Below are 16,451 nucleotides of genomic sequence, written 5' to 3'. Positions count from 1 at the left end.
AGCGCCCTCCGGTTTGTGTAGCATCCGTTTTTCGAGCAACAAAGCGGAATTCAACTATTGCGCGGTGCAAAACGTTACCGCAGGGCACAAATACGTCGCATGGAGAACAGCGATGGGAAAGCTCTTGACTCCGCGCGTGTCGCAATGGTTTGTTAGCGAACTCAAAGCGCTTTGAATTTTTCGCGCATTGTAGTCTGCCCGGCGGGATCCGGGTTCATCCTTGGGAGGAGAAGAACGTGAAGAGATCATTGCTGTTGGGCGTGGCGGCGTTTGCCCTGTTGGCAGGTGGCGCCGGTGCCGCGGACCTCAAGTTCAAGCCGGGCGAAGATACGAAGTTCAACTGGGCGAGCTTCGAGGAGTTCAAGAAGGGCCACGACCTCAAGGGCCAGACGCTGACGATCTTCGGTCCCTGGCGCGGTGAAGACGAGGCGCTGTTCAAGAGCGTCTATGCCTACTTCACCGAAGCGACGGGCGCCGAGATCAAGTACTCCTCGTCTGAAAACTACGAGCAGCAGATCGTCATCGACACCCAGGCCGGCAGCCCCTCCGAAATCTCGATCCTCCCGCAGCCGGGTCTGATCGCCGATCTCGCCTCCAAGGGCTACCTGACGCCGCTCGGCGACGAGACCCAGAAGTGGCTGCTCGACAACTATGCCGCCGGTCAGTCCTGGGTCGATCTGTCGACCTACAAGGGCAAGGATGGCAATGCTGCGCTCTTTGCATTCCCCTACAAGATCGACGTGAAGTCGCTCGTCTGGTACTCGCCGGAGAACTTCGAGGACGCCGGCTACGAAGTGCCGAAGACCATGGAAGAGCTGAAGGCGCTGACAGAGAAGATCGCCGCCGATGGCGGCAAGCCCTGGTGCATCGGCCTTGGCTCCGGTGGTGCCACCGGCTGGCCGGCCACCGACTGGGTGGAAGACATGATGCTGCGTACGCAGCCGGCCGACGTCTACGACAAGTGGGTGAAGAACGAGATTCCGTTCACCGATCCGGCTGTCGTCGGCGCGATCGACGAGTTCGGCTGGTTTGCCAAGAACGACAAGTTCGTTGACGGTGGCGCTGCAGCCGTTGCCTCGACCGACTTCCGCGACAGCCCGAAGGGCCTGTTTGCCTCGCCGCCGAAGTGCTACCTGCACCACCAGGCGTCGTTCATCCCGTCCTTCTTCCCCGAGGGCACCAAGATCGGCGAGGATGCCGACTTCTTCTACATGCCGCCCTATGAGAGCAAGAAGGAACTCGGCAACCCGGTGCTCGGCGCCGGCACGCTGGCGATGATCACCAAGGACACGCCGGCCGCGCGCGCCTTCATCGAATTCCTGAAGACGCCGATCGCCCATGAGGTCTGGATGGCGCAGACGAGCTTCCTGACGCCCTACAAGAGCGTCAACGTCGACACCTACGGCAACCCGCCGCTGAAGAAGCAGGGCGAGATTCTTCTGAACGCCACCACCTTCCGCTTCGACGGCTCCGACCTGATGCCCGGCAAGATCGGTGCCGGTGCGTTCTGGACCGGCATGGTCGATTTCGTCGGCGGCAAGTCGTCGGCCGACGTCGCAGACGGCGTGCAGAAGGCCTGGGACGCCATCAAGTAACAACAGATGACGGGCGGCAGCAATGCCGCCCGTTGCCGACCCGGGTTCGCTGCCAGGGCGGGACGAGGAAAAGCGTTGCGGTCTCCGTGCGTTTCCGCCCCCAACCCTTGAGAGGCCGCGCGCCCCAATGAGAACGGCGACAATCGCCAGCCCTGCACGGGGACGTGCACCCAAGGGGAGGGACATGTCATGTTTTATCAGCTAGCCGCTGCTGCGGGGTTCATGCTGGCCGGGGTGCTCGGCTGCGCTGCCTATTTCTGGGGAACCAGCCTTGTTCTCGACCTGATCTTCCCGTCCAAGGGAAAATCGGGTGTGGTCGCCTCGCGAAACCTGCGCATCACCAATGCCATCCGCCCGTGGCTGTTCCTCGCACCCGCGCTCTTTGCTCTGGCGACCTACCTCATCTACCCGGTGATCATGTCGCTCTGGTACAGTTTCCACGACCGCGCGGGTCAGAATTTCGTCGGCGTCAGCAACTATGCATGGATGGTCAACGACGGCGAATTCCGCCAGTCTATTTACAACAACTTCCTCTGGCTGCTCGTCGTCCCGGCGCTCTCGACCTTCTTCGGTCTCGTCATCGCGGCGCTCACCGACCGCATCTGGTGGGGCAATATCGCCAAGACCCTGATCTTCATGCCGATGGCGATCTCGTTTGTCGGCGCCGCGGTCATCTGGAAGTTCATCTACGATTTTCGCCCGGAAGGGGCAGAGCAGATCGGCCTTCTGAATGCCATCGTCGTTGCCTTCGGAGGCGCCCCGCAGGCCTGGATCACGCTGCCTTTCTGGAACAACTTCTTCCTGATGGCGATCCTCGTCTGGATCCAGACCGGCTTTGCCATGGTCATCCTGTCGGCGGCCCTTCGTGGCATCCCGGAGGAGACGATCGAGGCTGCCGTCATCGACGGCGCCAATGGCTGGCAGATCTTCTTCAAGATCATGGTGCCGCAGATCTGGGGCACGATCGCCGTCGTCTGGACGACCATCACCATCCTGGTGCTGAAGGTCTTCGACATCGTGCTCGCCATGACCAACGGCCAGTGGCAGAGCCAGGTGCTCGCCAACCTTATGTTCGACTGGATGTTCCGCGGTGGCGGCGACTTCGGCCGAGGGGCTGCGATCGCCGTCGTCATCATGATCCTCGTCATTCCGATCATGGTCTGGAACATCCGCAATGCGGCCAAGGAAATGAAGGGGCATTGAGATGAATCCAGCGACACGCTCTCCCCTCATGTGGGTCGTCCACCTCTCGGTCTTTCTGATCGTCGCACTGTGGACGCTGCCGACCGCAGGCCTTCTGATCTCGTCGCTGCGCGACAAGGACCAGCTTGCCGTCTCCGGCTGGTGGACCTCCCTTTCGACTTCGTCGCAGAATACCGTCGTGAGAGCGCCCGGCCCCGAAAGCCAGGTGGAGCGCGACGGCAAGTTCGTGATCTCCGGCAATCTGCTCGAAGGTCAGCCGGGCCAGATCTCCGCCTTCGGCTTCAACAGCCGTGAGCCGACTGCGTTCAAGGCCGGCGAAACCGCCGAGCTCAACGACGGCGAGAAACTGACCGTTCAGGCCGACGGCAACTTCGAGATCGTTTCCGACAAGAAGATGGAAGGATCGCGCGGCCAGCGCGTCTTCGTCACCGCATCATCGCCGCCGCGCTTTACCTTCGACAATTATGTCGAAGTCCTGAGCGCCGAAGGCATCGGCCGCTCCTTCATCAATTCGCTGACGGTCGCCGTGCCAGCGACCATCATCCCGATCATGATCGCCGCCTTCGCGGCCTATGCGCTTGCCTGGATGCCGTTTCCGGGCCGTGCGATCCTGATCGCCGTGGTCGTCGGCCTCCTCGTCGTGCCGCTGCAGATGTCGCTGATCCCGCTCTTGAAGCTCTATAACGGCGTCGGCGCCTTCTTTGGCGTGCCGGCCAAGACCTATGTCGGCATTTGGCTCGCCCATACCGGTTTCGGCCTGCCGCTGGCGATCTATCTGCTTCGCAACTACATGGCCGGCCTGCCGCGCGAAATCATGGAATCCGCCCGCGTCGATGGCGCCAGCGATTTCGATATCTTCGTCAAGATCATCCTGCCGCTGTCCTTCCCGGCGCTCGCTTCCTTCGCGATCTTCCAGTTCCTGTGGACCTGGAACGACCTGCTGGTCGCCATCGTGTTCCTGGGCGCGGGGCCCGACGAACTGGTCCTGACCGGCCGGCTCGTCAACTTGCTCGGTTCACGCGGCGGCAACTGGGAGATCCTGACGGCCTCCGCCTTCATTACCATCATCGTTCCGCTGATCGTCTTCTTCAGCCTGCAGCGCTATCTCGTGCGCGGCCTGCTGGCGGGCTCGGTCAAGGGCGGCTGACATCTAAGGACTTTCGACGACAATGAGCATGACCGAAATGAGCACTTCCACTTTGCAGGCCGATCGGGATTGGTGGCGCGGCGCGGTGATCTACCAGATCTATCCGCGCTCCTACCAGGACTCCAACGGCGACGGCATCGGTGACCTCAAGGGCATCGTTGCCCGCTTGCCGCATATTGCCGCCCTCGGTGCCGACGCAATCTGGATTTCGCCGTTCTTCACCTCGCCGATGAAGGACTTCGGTTATGACGTCTCCAACTATAGCGATGTCGACCCGATCTTCGGCAGCCTTGCCGACTTCGACGCGGTCATAGCCGAGGCGCACCGCCTTGGCATCCGGGTGATGATCGACCTTGTTCTCTCGCACACGTCGGACCAGCATCCCTGGTTCGTCGAAAGCCGGTCGAGCCGGACGAACGCGAAGGCTGATTGGTACGTCTGGGCTGATTCCAGGCCGGACGGCACCCCGCCCAACAACTGGCTGTCGATCTTCGGCGGCTCGGCCTGGGCGTGGGATCCGACGCGCCTGCAATATTACATGCACAACTTCCTGACCTCGCAGCCGGACCTCAACCTGCACAATCCGGAAGTGCAGGATGCACTGCTGGCCGTCGAGCGTTTCTGGCTGGAGCGCGGCGTCGACGGCTTCCGCCTCGACACCATCAACTTCTATTTCCACGACAAGCAGCTGCGCGACAATCCGGCGCTGGCGCCGGAGCGCCGTAACGCCCAGACCGCACCGGCGGTCAACCCCTACAACTATCAGGAACATCTCTACGACAAGAACCAGCCGGAGAACCTCGAGTTCCTGAAGCGCTTCCGCGCCGTTATGGACGAGTTCCCGGCGATCGCTGCGGTCGGCGAAGTCGGCGACAGCCAGCGCGGTCTGGAGATCGCCGGCGAATATACCTCCGGCGGCGACAAGATGCAGATGTGCTACGCCTTCGAATTCTTGGCGCCGGATCCGCTGACACCGGCGACGGTCGCCGAGGTTCTCCGAAACTTCCAGAAGGCGGCGCCAGAAGGTTGGGCCTGCTGGGCCTTCTCGAACCATGACGTCGTGCGCCATGTCAGCCGCTGGGGAGCGGGCGTTGCCGATAGCGACGCTCATGCGAAACTGCTTGCGAGCCTTCTGATGTCGCTGCGCGGCTCGGTCTGCATCTATCAGGGCGAGGAACTGGCGCTGTCGGAAGCCGAGCTTGCCTATGAAGACCTGAAGGATCCCTATGGCATCCAGTTCTGGCCGGATTTCAAGGGTCGCGACGGTTGCCGCACGCCGATGGTCTGGGACAATGCCGCTGCCAACGGCGGCTTCGGCAGCGCAAAACCCTGGCTGCCGGTGCCGGCGGAACACCTCAAGCGCGCCGTGTCGGCGCAGCAGGGCGATCCGGCCTCGGTGCTCGAGCACTACCGCCGCTTCCTGCAGTTCCGCAAGGCGTATCCGGCGTTTGCCAAGGGAGAGATCGAGTTCCTGAGCACGGACGGCTCGGTGCTTGCTTTCGTGCGCAGCCACGGCAACGAGAAGCTTTTCTGCCTGTTCAACATGAGCGGCGTGCCGGCTGCGGCCACGCTGCCGAACGAGCCGGTGGCTGCATTGGAAGGGCACGGCTTCGTGTCCGAGGTCAAGAACGGAACGGTGCATCTGCCGGCCTGGGGCGCCTACTTCGCGCGGCTGGTGTGAAGGCAGATGACAACAGAGATAGACGGGAAGAACCGAAGAGGAGGGTGCAATGACGGGTCTGCTGCTTAAAGATATCCGCAAGTCCTACGGCGCGGTCGATGTCATTCACGGCATCAATCTCGACATCAAGCAGGGCGAGTTCATCGTCTTCGTCGGCCCGTCCGGCTGCGGAAAGTCGACGCTTCTGCGCATGATTGCGGGTCTCGAGGAGATCACTGGCGGCGACATGTTCATCGACGGCGAGCGGGTCAACACCGTGCCGCCGTCGAAGCGCGGCATCGCCATGGTGTTCCAGTCCTATGCGCTCTATCCGCACATGACCGTCTACGACAACATGGCTTTCGGCATGCGGATTGCCAAGGAAAGCAAGGAAGAGATCGACCGTCGCGTGCGCAACGCCGCCGATATCCTGCAGCTGACCAAGTATCTCGACCGTCTGCCGAAGGCGCTCTCCGGCGGGCAGAGACAGCGCGTCGCCATCGGCCGCGCCATCTGCCGTGACCCCAAGGTCTTCCTGTTCGACGAGCCGCTCTCGAACCTCGACGCGGCCCTTCGTGTCGCCACCCGCATCGAGATCGCCAAGCTCAGCGAACAGATGGCGGGCACGACGATGATCTACGTCACCCACGACCAGGTGGAGGCAATGACGCTCGCCGACCGCATCGTCGTGCTGTCGCAGGGGCACATCGAGCAGGTGGGCCCGCCGCTCGAACTCTATGAGCGTCCGGCCAATCTGTTCGTCGCGCGCTTCATCGGCTCGCCGGCGATGAACATCATCCCTTCGACGATCACGGCGACCGGCGCGCAGACGACGGTGAAGCTGACCGGCGGCAAGAGCGTGACGCTCGATATCCCGACCGACTCCTCGCAGAACGGCAAGATTGCGAGTTTCGGCGTTCGCCCGGAAGACCTTCAGGTGAGTGCCGGTGATGACTTCCTGTTCGAAGGCACGATCTCGATCGTCGAGGCGCTCGGCGAAGTGACCCTGCTCTATATCGAGGGTCTCGTCGACAAGGAGCCGATCATCGCCAAGATCCCCGGCATCCTGCCGGTTCACCGCGGCGACAAGGTGCGCTTCACCGCCGACAAGGCCAAGCTACACCTCTTCAACGACGAGGGCCGCAGCTACCGCGTCTGAAGCAATTGCAGGAAAAGTGCGAAGCGGTTTTCCGTCCGGAATTGCGGCCTACTTCCAAGGAAACGTGCGAAGCGGCTTTGCGTTGAGGATTGCGTAACCAAGATTCCTGGTCACGAACTTGCTCCGCCCGGTTTTTGCCGGGCGGTTTTTCATCCGGTCGTCGGACCAACCGTCTGTTAAATCTCTGCCGCTAGTCTGTATCAAAAGGGGATATGGAAAGGCATTTCGATGAACGGCGCGGCACCTGTCTTGCAGCACTTCCTGAACAAGGAAGAGTCCTTCATGTACGATCGGGAGACCAGCTTCCCGATGGAGGACACGCGAAACGAGGCGCGCATCGAATACACTGAGAAGGGCATGACGCAACTGAGCTCTCGTCGCTGCGAAATCATCAAGCTTTCGAAAAGCGGCGCGCTGATCAGCATCCTCACGCAGTACCAGCTGCCACAGAATTTCTACCTGGATATCCCGAGCGCACGCATCCAGATGGTCGGCTGCCTGTTGAAGCGGGTGCATGCCAACAACGTCATCGAGGCGCGCTTCCTGCGCATGCTGACCGACCGCGACCTCAATCGTATCTTCGTCTACAGCACCCATCCGAACCACCGCAACCGGACGCTCGACATCTACCGCTGAGTGCCATGCTGGGCTTGACGGTTCCACCGCGCTCAATGGATGGTTGTGGTCTCAATTAACGGACTCGGACCTGAACGATGCAGCGACCCTATCGGCTTTCGTGCCATTGCGGCGATATCGCCGTCGAAGTCGACGAAGAGCTTACCGGTCTCGTCGACTGCAACTGCTCGACCTGCCGGCGCTCCGGCTTTCTGCACTGGAAGGTGGATGCCGCCAAGGTCAAGCTGCTGACCGAAAAGCGTCGCCTGTCGAGCTACATCTGGCGCGGGCTCAACGAGGGGCACCATTTCTGCCCGACCTGTTCGACTCCGATCATGCGCAGCGGCTATCCGGATAACAAGATCTCGATCAATGCGCGCTGCATCGAGGGGGTCGATGTCTTCACGCTGGAAATCGAGCGCTATGACGGGCGCAACGACATGTTCCCCGGGCCACTGCCCTGAGCTTTTAACGATCGTTTGAAGACCAAGCGCCGCCCCAACGGGAGCGGCGCTTTTCTATGTCAGTGGAAGAGAACGCTGGCGCCCTGATCAGCCGCACCCGCGATCGCGCGGAACGGCGCGAACAGCTCGCGGCCCATTCCGAAGTCGTTGTCCGAAAGATCCGCATGCGCGGGCACACGTGTCTTGAGTGCGATGTCCTCGACCAACACCTCGATCGTTCCGGCAACGGCGTCGATGCGGACGATATCGCCTTCCTGGATGCGGGCGATCGGGCCGCCGTCCTTGGCCTCCGGCGTCACGTGGATTGCCGCCGGCACCTTGCCGGACGCACCCGACATGCGGCCGTCCGTCAGGATGGCGACGCGCTGGCCGCGGTCCTGCAGAATGCCGAGCACGGTCGTCAGCTTGTGCAGTTCCGGCATGCCGTTGGCCTTCGGGCCCTGGAAGCGCACGACGGCGACGAAGTCGCCCTCGAGCTTGCCGGCCTTGAAGGCGGCATTGAGCTCGGCCTGGTCGTGGAAGATCTTGGCTGGCGCCTCGATGATGTGACGGTCCGGCTTGACGGCAGAGATCTTGATGACGGCCTTGCCGAGATTGCCGGTCAGCATCTTCAGGCCGCCCGAATGCTGGAACGGCTGCTCGATGGTCGCAAGCACCTTCGGGTCAGCGCTTTCCTTCGGCGTCGGCACGCGTTCGACATTGCCGTCGGCGCCAAGCCGGACGTCGATCTTGTAGGCGTCGAGGCCCTGGCCGACGACGGTGCGCACGTCGTCATGCAGCAGGCCGGCGCGAAGCAGCTGGCTGATCAGGAAGCCCATGCCGCCGGCGGCGTGGAAGTGGTTCACGTCGGCAAGCCCGTTCGGATAGACGCGGGCCAGCAGCGGAACGATGTCCGAGAGCTCTGAAATGTCCTGCCAGGTGAGCACGATGCCGGCAGCCCGCGCCATGGCGACGAGGTGCATAGTGTGGTTGGTCGAGCCCCCGGTCGCATGCAGGCCGACGACGCCGTTGACGATCGAGCGCTCGTCGATCATTTCGCCCACCGGGGTGAACTCGTTGCCCATGGCGGTGATCGCCAGCGCCCGCTTGGCGGCTTCCTTGGTCAGCGCGTCGCGTAGCGGCGTGCCCGGATTGATGAAGGAAGCGCCGGGCAGGTGGAAGCCCATGATCTCCATCAGCATCTGGTTGGAGTTGGCGGTGCCGTAGAAGGTGCAGGTTCCCGGTCCGTGGTAGGACTTGGATTCCGCCTCGAGCAGTTCGTCGCGGCCGACCTTGCCTTCGGCGAACAACTGGCGGACCCGCGCCTTCTCGTCGTTCGGCAGGCCCGAGGTCATTGGTCCGGCGGGAACGAAGATCGCCGGCAGGTGGCCGAAGGTGAGCGCTGCGATCACGAGGCCCGGCACGATCTTGTCGCAGACGCCGAGATAGACGGTGGAATCGAACATGTTGTGCGACAGGCCGACGCCGGCGGCCATGGCGATCAGGTCGCGGGAAAACAGCGAGAGCTCCATGCCCGGCTGCCCCTGCGTGACGCCGTCGCACATGGCCGGCACGCCACCGGCGACCTGGGCGACGCCACCTGCCTCGCTTGCCGCCTGGCGGATCAGCGCCGGATAGGTCTCGAACGGCTGATGCGCCGAAAGCATGTCATTGTAGGAGGTGATGATGCCGAGATTGGCAACGCGGTCGCCCGCAAGCGCCACCTTCTCGGCGGGGGAACAGACCGCAAATCCATGCGCGAGGTTGCCGCAGCCGAGCACGCTGCGATGCGGACCGCTCGATGCCGCCCGGCGGACGCGATCGAGATAGGGCTCGCGGTGGGGTTTCGAGCGCTCGACGATGCGAGCCGTGATCGAGGCAATGCGGGAATCGGCGGACATGACAAATCCTGTTCCGGAGTCTTCAGACTCCTCATCTTCATCCAGTCATCGTCCGGAGCGCGGCGAGCTTGGGAGAGCGCAAGCCGCGTCCCGGCGTTTCTCAGAAACACCTGTCCATTCCGACGGGAGCGCGCCACCGGCTGAACGTGTCTCCAAAGTTCCTATCGGGCCGGTTCGGCCCAACATCATTCCGATCTACGGCGCCCAGTAAATCTGCACCGGCGACGCGGCGCGGCGCAGCATCGCGCGGATCGGCATGTCCTTCTCGTCGCCGGCTTCTTCGGCCTTGGCGAGAACCGTCTTCTTGCCTTCGCCTTCGATGTGCAGCACCAGAAGCCGCGCATCCTGGAGGCTGGCAAAAGTAAAGGTCAGCCGGGTTTCGCCAGCACCGTCGGCTTCCATCGTGATCACGCCGCGCGGCGTTGCCGGATCGATGGCGCGCGCGAGCTGCGATCCGCCCGGGAAGAACGATGCGGTGTGCCCGTCCGTTCCCATGCCGAGGATCGCTACGTCGAACGGTGCACCGATCTTCGCCGTTTCCCGGCTTGCGAGATCAGCCGCGGCCTCCGCTGTCGGGGCCGCCTGGTAGAGCGGCAGGAAAGTTGCTGCAGCGGCCTTGTCCTGAAGCAGGTTGGCCGCCACGAGGCCGTGGTTGGAGCGGTCGCTTTCCGGCGGCACGAAGCGTTCGTCGACCAGCGTCACCGTCACCTTGTCCCAGGCGATGTCCTTCTTCGAAAGCGCCTGGAAGAATGCCTTGGGCGTGGAGCCGCCGGAGACGGCGATGCTTGCGGAGCCGCGTGCGGCGACACCGGCAGCAAGAGCGCTGCTGACCGCATCGGCAAGGCCTTGCGCCAGTGCTGCGCCGTTTTCGAATGTATGAAGCTTAGACGTCATCGGCGCACCTATATCGCGTCGTTCCAGGTCCGGCCGTCACGCTCGATCAGTGCGATCGACTGGCTCGGGCCCCAGGTGCCGGCGGTGTAGCCCTGAACCTGCTGCCCGGTTTCTTCCCAGGCCTTCAGGATCGGATCGACCCACTTCCATGCGGCCTCGACCTCGTCGCGGCGTACGAACAGCGTCTGGTTGTTGCGGATGACGTCGAAGAGCAGCCGCTCATAGGCGTCCGCATTGCGTACGGCGAAGGCCTCGGCAAAGCTCATGTCGAGCGAGACGCTGCGCAGGCGCATGCCGCCCGGGCCTGGGTCCTTGATCATCAGCGACTGCTTCACGCCTTCGTTCGGCTGCAGGCGGATGACCAGCTGGTTGGCCGAGATGCGGCCGGCATTGTTGTCGAAGATCGAGTGCGGGATCTGCTTGAAGGTGATGACGATTTCCGACATGCGACCGGCAAGGCGCTTGCCGGTGCGGATGTAGAAAGGCACGCCGGCCCAGCGCCAGTTGCTGACCTCGGCCTTGATTGCCACGAAGGTCTCGGTGTTCGAGACGCCGCCTTCAAGCTCTTCGAGGTAACCCTTGACCGGGCCGCCTGCCGAAGCGCCGGCGCGGTACTGGCCGCGCACCGTCACCTGCTCGACATTCGACGAGGTGATCGGCTTCAGCGCGCGCAGAACCTTCAGCTTCTCGTCGCGCACCGCTTCGGCGTCCATCGAGGTCGGCGCTTCCATGGCGACGAAGCAGACGAGCTGCAGGATGTGGTTCTGCACCATGTCGCGCAGCGCGCCGGCCTTGTCGTAGTAGCCGGCACGATTTTCAAGCCCGACGGCTTCCGACACGGTGATCTGCACGTGGTCGATATGGGCCGAGTTCCACAGCGGCTCGTAGAGCGCGTTGGCAAAGCGCAGCGCCATCAGGTTCTGCACCGTCTCCTTGCCGAGATAGTGGTCGATGCGGAAGATCTGCTCTTCGCGGAAAACCTTGCCGATCGTGTCGTTGAGTTCGGTCGCAGAGGCGAGGTCGCGGCCGATCGGCTTTTCGACGACGATGCGGGTGTTCTTGGTGATCAGCTTGTGATCGCGGATGCGCTCGGAGATGTCGCCGAAGATCGCAGGGCCGACGGCGAGATAGAAGGCGCGGATGCGCTCCTTGCCCTCTTCGAGGATCTTCTTCAGCGAGTCCCAACCCTGGTCGGACTTGGCGTCGACGGAGACGTAGAACAGGCGTGCAGCGAACTTCGCGACTTCCTCCTCCTTGTACTCTTCCGCCTTCAGGTGTTCCTTCAGAGCATCGACGGCAAACTTGCGATAGTCCTCATGGCTGAGTGCCGCGCGCGAGGCGCCGATGATGCGCGTCGGCTCGGTGATCTGGCCTTCCAACTGGCGGTGATAGAGCGCCGGCAACAGCTTGCGCTCCGCAAGATCGCCGGTGCCCCCGAACACCACATAGTCAAATGGTTCGACGGGGATGATCTGGCTGCTCATGGGATATCTCGATCTGTTCAGGTCAGGGGCACATATAATCTAATCGATTTAAAGGCGCTAGAGTGCGGCGCAATAAAATGCCGCCGCAAGCGTTTTTCAAAACCTGTCGCGTAATGCGTACCAGCTAAGCGCGAAGAAGAGAAGGGCGGAGCGGAACCGGGTTCCGCCCGGAAAAGCCGGGATTTTCAGAGCCTTCAAGAGGTCGAGCTCGGTGTCCTGGCCGAGCGCCAGGTCCGCATAGAGCTTGCCGCAATAGTTGGAGAGCATCACACCGTGGCCGGAATAGCCGCCGATCGAGGTGACGCCCGGCATGACCTCGCGACAAAAGGGGGTGCGCGGCATGGTGATACCGACGGAGCCCCCCCAGGCGTGGGTGATCTCGACATTGGCGAGCTGCGGGTAGATCTCGCTGATCTGCCGGCGGATATGGGTGGAGATGTCGCGCGGATTATCGGCCGTATAGGCTTCGCGGCCGCCGAACAGCAGCCGCCCATCCCGCGACTTCCGGAAGTAGCGCACGACGAAGCGCGAATCGTCGACCGATTCGCCGCCGGGAATGACATCAGGGTGGTCCGAAAGCACCGTCGTCGCGCCGATGAAGGAACGGATCGGCATGACGTGGCTGGCGCTCACCGGCTCCAGGTTGCCGATATAGGCATTGCAGGCGACGAGAACGCGGTCGGCGGTGATGGTGCCGCGGTCGGTGGCAATGACGATCGCGCCACCCTGGCGGTCGATTTTCAGGGCCTTGGTTTGCTCGAAAAGGTTGGCGCCGGCAAGCGCTGCCTGTTTCGCAAGGCCGACCAGCAGCTTCATGGGGTGGATATGGCCGGTGCCGGCATCGCGAATGCCGAAGTGGTAGTGGTTCGATCCGAGCCGGCTTGCTGTTTCCTCGCGCTCCATGAAAGTCAGATGCGGATAGCCGAAGCGCGCCGCCATCGCTTCGGCATGGTCGCGATAGTCTTTTTCGAGGCTTTGCTTGTGCCCGACCGAGAGCTGGCCTGGCACGAATTCGATGTCGATCCCGTTCCCGTTCGCGAAGTCGAGCACGTAACGCTTGGCGTTCTCGGCCATGTCGAACAGTGCCTGCGCCCGCTCATGGCCGAGGCTTTCCTCCGTCTCATCCGCCCAGGCGCGCTGACCTGTGCCGAACTGGCCGCCATTGCGGCCAGAGGCGCCGTCGCCGAAGCGGCAGGCGTCGATCAGGGTGACGTCGACGCCTTGCTTGGCAAGGTTGTAAGCCGCCTGCAATCCCGTATAGCCGCCGCCCACGATCGCGACATTGGCTTTCCGCGATCCCGGCATGGCCGGATACTCCGGTCGGTCCGGAACCGTCGCCTCATACCAGGAATAACCGGGCGAGATCGGGCTTTGCCAGGACATGGAGAACCTCTGAGGTCAGACGTTGAGAAGCAGGAATTCGCGTTCCCAGGGACTGATGACCTGCATGAAGGTCTCGAACTCGCCGCGTTTGACGCCGGCATAGATGGCGATGAATTCCGGGCTCAGCACCTCGGCCAGCGACGGTGCCGATTCCAGCAGGGCCACGGCTTCGAGCAGGCCGCGGGGCAAGTCGATCTCGCCCTCGTTGGCCGTGTCCTCGGTCGGCGCCGTCGGTTCGCGCTGTTCGATGATGCCGAGATAACCGCAGGCAAGCGAGGCCGCGAGCGCCAGATAGGGATTGGCATCTGAACTCGGCAGCCGGTTCTCGATACGCCGGGCGACCGGCTCCGACACCGGGATGCGGAAGGCGGTGGTGCGGTTGTCGTAACCCCAGGCGGTGTTGACCGGCGCCGACATGTCGGGCGTCAGTCGGCGGAAGGAGTTCACATAGGGCGCCATCATCACAAGCGTGCGCGGCACATAGTGCTGCATGCCGCCAATGAAGTGGAAGAATTCCTTCGATGCGGAACCGTCCGGGTTGGAGAACAGGTTGCGGCCGGTGTTGATCTCGACCACCGACTGGTGAATGTGCATCGCCGAGCCCGGCTGGCCCTGCATGGGCTTCGCCATGAAGGTGGCGTAGATGCCGTGTTTCAGCGCCGCCTCGCGGATGGTGCGCTTGAACAGGAACACCTGGTCGGCCAGCTCGATCGGATCGCCATGGCGCAGGTTGATCTCCAGTTGCGCCGGCCCTTCTTCGTGGATCAGCGTATCGATCTCGAGACCCTGCTTCTCCGAGAAGTGGTATATGTCGTCGATCAGTTCGTCGAATTCGTTGATGCCGGCGATCGAATAGCCCTGGCCGCCGAGAATCGAGCGACCGGAGCGGCCTTTCGGTGGATGCAGGGGATAATCCGGATCGTCATTGGTGGCGACGAGGTAGAATTCGATCTCGGGTGCTACGACCGGCTTCCAGCCTTTCTGCTTGTAGAGATCGACCACGCGCTTCAGCACGTTGCGCGGCGTGTAGCTGATCTGTTCGCCCTGCGAGCCGACGATGTCGCAGATCACCTGCGCCGTCGGGTCGGTCTCCCAAGGCACGACCGAAAGGGTCGAGAGATCGGGCACGAGCTTGATGTCGCTGTCGCGGGAATCGTAGCGGAACTGGCCGGTTTCGTCTGGATATTCGCCCGAGATCGTGTGGCGATAGACGGCGGACGGCAGCGCCAGCGAGGTATTGGAGGTGAACTTCGAGGTCGGCATCATCTTGCCGCGCGGAACGCCGGCAAGATCGGGCGTGATGCATTCGACGTCTTCGATGCCGCGGATCTTGAGCCAGTCCGTGGCTTCCTTCCAGGTCTTTACACCTCGGAGGGAGTGGAGGGCGGGAGGTATTTTCGAAGTTTTGCTGATTTTCGTTGTTTGTTGGGCAGCACTTCTCTTGGAGGGCATAAATCACCGGTTTTGGCTTCGGATAGCGCATCATAACCACAGATTGGCAATTGGCTAGATGGGCTTGATCATTGACTTTCTGCTTTGCCCCCGGAATGGAAGGACAAACGAGCGGAGTGTTTCGTGGCTGAAAAGACAGATGTGGTCATCATTGGCGCCGGTGCCGCCGGCATGATGTGCGCCATCGAGGCGGGCAAGCGCGGCCGCCGCGTGGCCGTGCTCGACCATGCCAAGGCGCCGGGCGAAAAGATCCGCATCTCCGGCGGCGGCCGCTGCAATTTCACGAACATCCATGCGGGACCGAAGAACTTCCTGTCGACCAACCCGCATTTCTCAAAGTCGGCGCTGGCGCGCTACACCCCGCGCGATTTCCTGGCTCTTGTCGAAAAGCATGGCATAGCCTGGCACGAAAAGACCCTCGGCCAACTCTTCTGCGACCATTCGGCGAAAGACATCATCAAGATGCTGCTTTCCGAAATGCGTGACGTGCATGCCGATCTTCGCCTCGAAACGACGATCGAGAGTGTCGAGCGCCATGGCGCCGGTTTTCGCGTGATGACGGGCGAGGGGCCGATCGATGCGCAGTCGCTGGTCGTTGCCAGCGGCGGCAAGTCGATCCCGAAGATGGGGGCGACCGGGCTTGCCTACCGGCTCGCCGAGCAGTTCGGTCTCGGGCTCATTGAAACGCGGCCCGGTCTCGTGCCGCTGACGCTCGACCCGGCGCAGCTCGAAGCGATCGGGGAACTGGCCGGCGTTGCCGCAGATGCGGAAGCGCGGTCCGGCAAGACGGCGTTCCGCGAGGCGGTGCTGATCACCCATCGCGGCCTGAGCGGCCCTGCGATCCTGCAGATATCCTCCTATTGGCGCGAAGGGCAGGAGATCGTGCTCAGGCTGATGCCCGACATCGACATTGCCGCGATCCTGAAAGAAATCCGCCGCACCCACGGCAAACAAGCGGTGCAGACGGCGCTCGGCGATATCCTGCCGCGGCGGCTGGCACAGTTTTTCGCCGACGGCGCAAAGCTGACCGGGCGCCAGCTTGCCGACCTCTCGGATAAGGCCATCAATCAGCTTGCTACCTCGATCCAGGCCTGGACCATCAAGCCAGCCGGTTCGGAAGGCTACCGGACGGCCGAAGTCACGCTTGGCGGCGTCGATACCAACGGGCTCGACTCCAAGGCGATGCAGGCCAAGGCGGTGCCGGGGCTCTATTTTATCGGTGAGTGCGTCGATGTGACCGGATGGCTCGGCGGCTACAATTTCCAATGGGCCTGGGCATCGGGCTTTGCGGCCGGCCAGGACGCCTGATCTCCCCGCTTTTGGCGGATCGAGCTTCAGTGATTGTTAATGTATCTCGCCGAACCTTTATCCTTGTCGGCACAGCCGGCAGTTGGTGGATCGGATTGTCGCGTAAACGGAAATAACACTGTTTCTAATTTTTTGACTTTCTTCCGCCACGGCATGGCTGCAATATAACTGTGACAGGCAATGCGGGGTCATCCGGACCGAACGTTG

Annotated in this window: 13 protein-coding genes; 8 read left to right on the top strand and 5 right to left on the bottom strand. The window is 62.5% G+C overall.

Translation table 11 applies throughout. The annotated features are described in order from the left end of the window. Nucleotides 1–236: 236 nt before the first annotated feature. The 7 genes from IB272_RS02345 (at nt 237) to IB272_RS02315 (ending at nt 7,843) form a co-directional block, all read left to right on the top strand. Nucleotides 237–1,595 carry an ABC transporter substrate-binding protein gene (locus IB272_RS02345; RefSeq protein WP_060583984.1) on the top strand — a complete coding sequence of 453 codons (1,359 nt, stop codon included), beginning with the start codon at nt 237–239 and terminating at the stop codon, nt 1,593–1,595. Between the two features lie 189 nt (nt 1,596–1,784). Then, a complete protein-coding gene (locus tag IB272_RS02340) occupies nt 1,785–2,798 on the top strand; it encodes a sugar ABC transporter permease (RefSeq protein ID WP_060516515.1) in 1,014 nt (337 codons plus the stop codon). Nucleotide 2,799: 1 nt separating this feature from the next. Further along, a complete protein-coding gene (locus tag IB272_RS02335; RefSeq protein ID WP_089044685.1) occupies nt 2,800–3,945 on the top strand; it encodes a carbohydrate ABC transporter permease in 1,146 nt (381 codons plus the stop codon). A 22-nt stretch (nt 3,946–3,967) separates the two neighbouring features. Further along, on the top strand, nt 3,968–5,626 hold the full coding sequence (locus tag IB272_RS02330; RefSeq protein ID WP_060583987.1) for an alpha-glucosidase family protein: 1,659 nt from the start codon (nt 3,968–3,970) through the stop codon (nt 5,624–5,626). Between the two features lie 49 nt (nt 5,627–5,675). Next, nucleotides 5,676–6,764, top strand: a complete 1,089-nt coding sequence (gene ugpC / locus IB272_RS02325) for a sn-glycerol-3-phosphate ABC transporter ATP-binding protein UgpC (RefSeq protein ID WP_060583989.1) — start codon at nt 5,676–5,678, stop codon at nt 6,762–6,764. Nucleotides 6,765–6,992: 228 nt separating this feature from the next. Beyond that, complete coding sequence (locus tag IB272_RS02320) at nt 6,993–7,400, top strand: hypothetical protein (protein WP_060583991.1); 408 nt, start codon at nt 6,993–6,995, stop codon at nt 7,398–7,400. Between the two features lie 77 nt (nt 7,401–7,477). Then, a complete protein-coding gene (locus IB272_RS02315) occupies nt 7,478–7,843 on the top strand; it encodes a GFA family protein (protein WP_043617946.1) in 366 nt (121 codons plus the stop codon). Between the two features lie 59 nt (nt 7,844–7,902). On the opposite strand, the gene edd is transcribed toward IB272_RS02315, so the two are convergent. From edd to IB272_RS02290, 5 genes are all read right to left on the bottom strand, one after another. Further along, a complete protein-coding gene (gene edd / locus IB272_RS02310; RefSeq protein ID WP_060583992.1) occupies nt 7,903–9,723 on the bottom strand; it encodes a phosphogluconate dehydratase in 1,821 nt (606 codons plus the stop codon). Between the two features lie 195 nt (nt 9,724–9,918). Continuing rightward, nucleotides 9,919–10,617 (bottom strand): 6-phosphogluconolactonase, encoded by a 699-nt coding sequence (pgl, locus tag IB272_RS02305; protein WP_060583994.1) that lies wholly within the window; start codon nt 10,615–10,617, stop codon nt 9,919–9,921. An 8-nt stretch (nt 10,618–10,625) separates the two neighbouring features. After that, entirely contained in the window at nt 10,626–12,101 is a 1,476-nt protein-coding gene (zwf, locus tag IB272_RS02300; protein WP_060516507.1) for a glucose-6-phosphate dehydrogenase, read from the bottom strand. 96 nt (nt 12,102–12,197) lie between these two features. Then, nucleotides 12,198–13,484 carry an FAD-binding oxidoreductase gene (locus tag IB272_RS02295; RefSeq protein WP_060583996.1) on the bottom strand — a complete coding sequence of 429 codons (1,287 nt, stop codon included), beginning with the start codon at nt 13,482–13,484 and terminating at the stop codon, nt 12,198–12,200. Between the two features lie 15 nt (nt 13,485–13,499). Next, complete coding sequence (locus IB272_RS02290; protein ID WP_034800800.1) at nt 13,500–14,936, bottom strand: glutamine synthetase family protein; 1,437 nt, start codon at nt 14,934–14,936, stop codon at nt 13,500–13,502. Between the two features lie 123 nt (nt 14,937–15,059). On the opposite strand from IB272_RS02290, the gene IB272_RS02285 reads away from it, so the two are divergent. Further along, on the top strand, nt 15,060–16,244 hold the full coding sequence (locus IB272_RS02285) for an NAD(P)/FAD-dependent oxidoreductase (protein WP_060583998.1): 1,185 nt from the start codon (nt 15,060–15,062) through the stop codon (nt 16,242–16,244). The last annotated feature ends 207 nt before the right edge of the window (nt 16,245–16,451 follow it).

It is taken from the genome of Ensifer sp. ENS08 (assembly GCF_014852195.1).
Lineage (GTDB): Bacteria > Pseudomonadota > Alphaproteobacteria > Rhizobiales > Rhizobiaceae > Ensifer > Ensifer adhaerens.
Note: the sequence above shows the minus strand (reverse complement) of the source record. Positions and strands in the feature narration are given on the sequence as shown.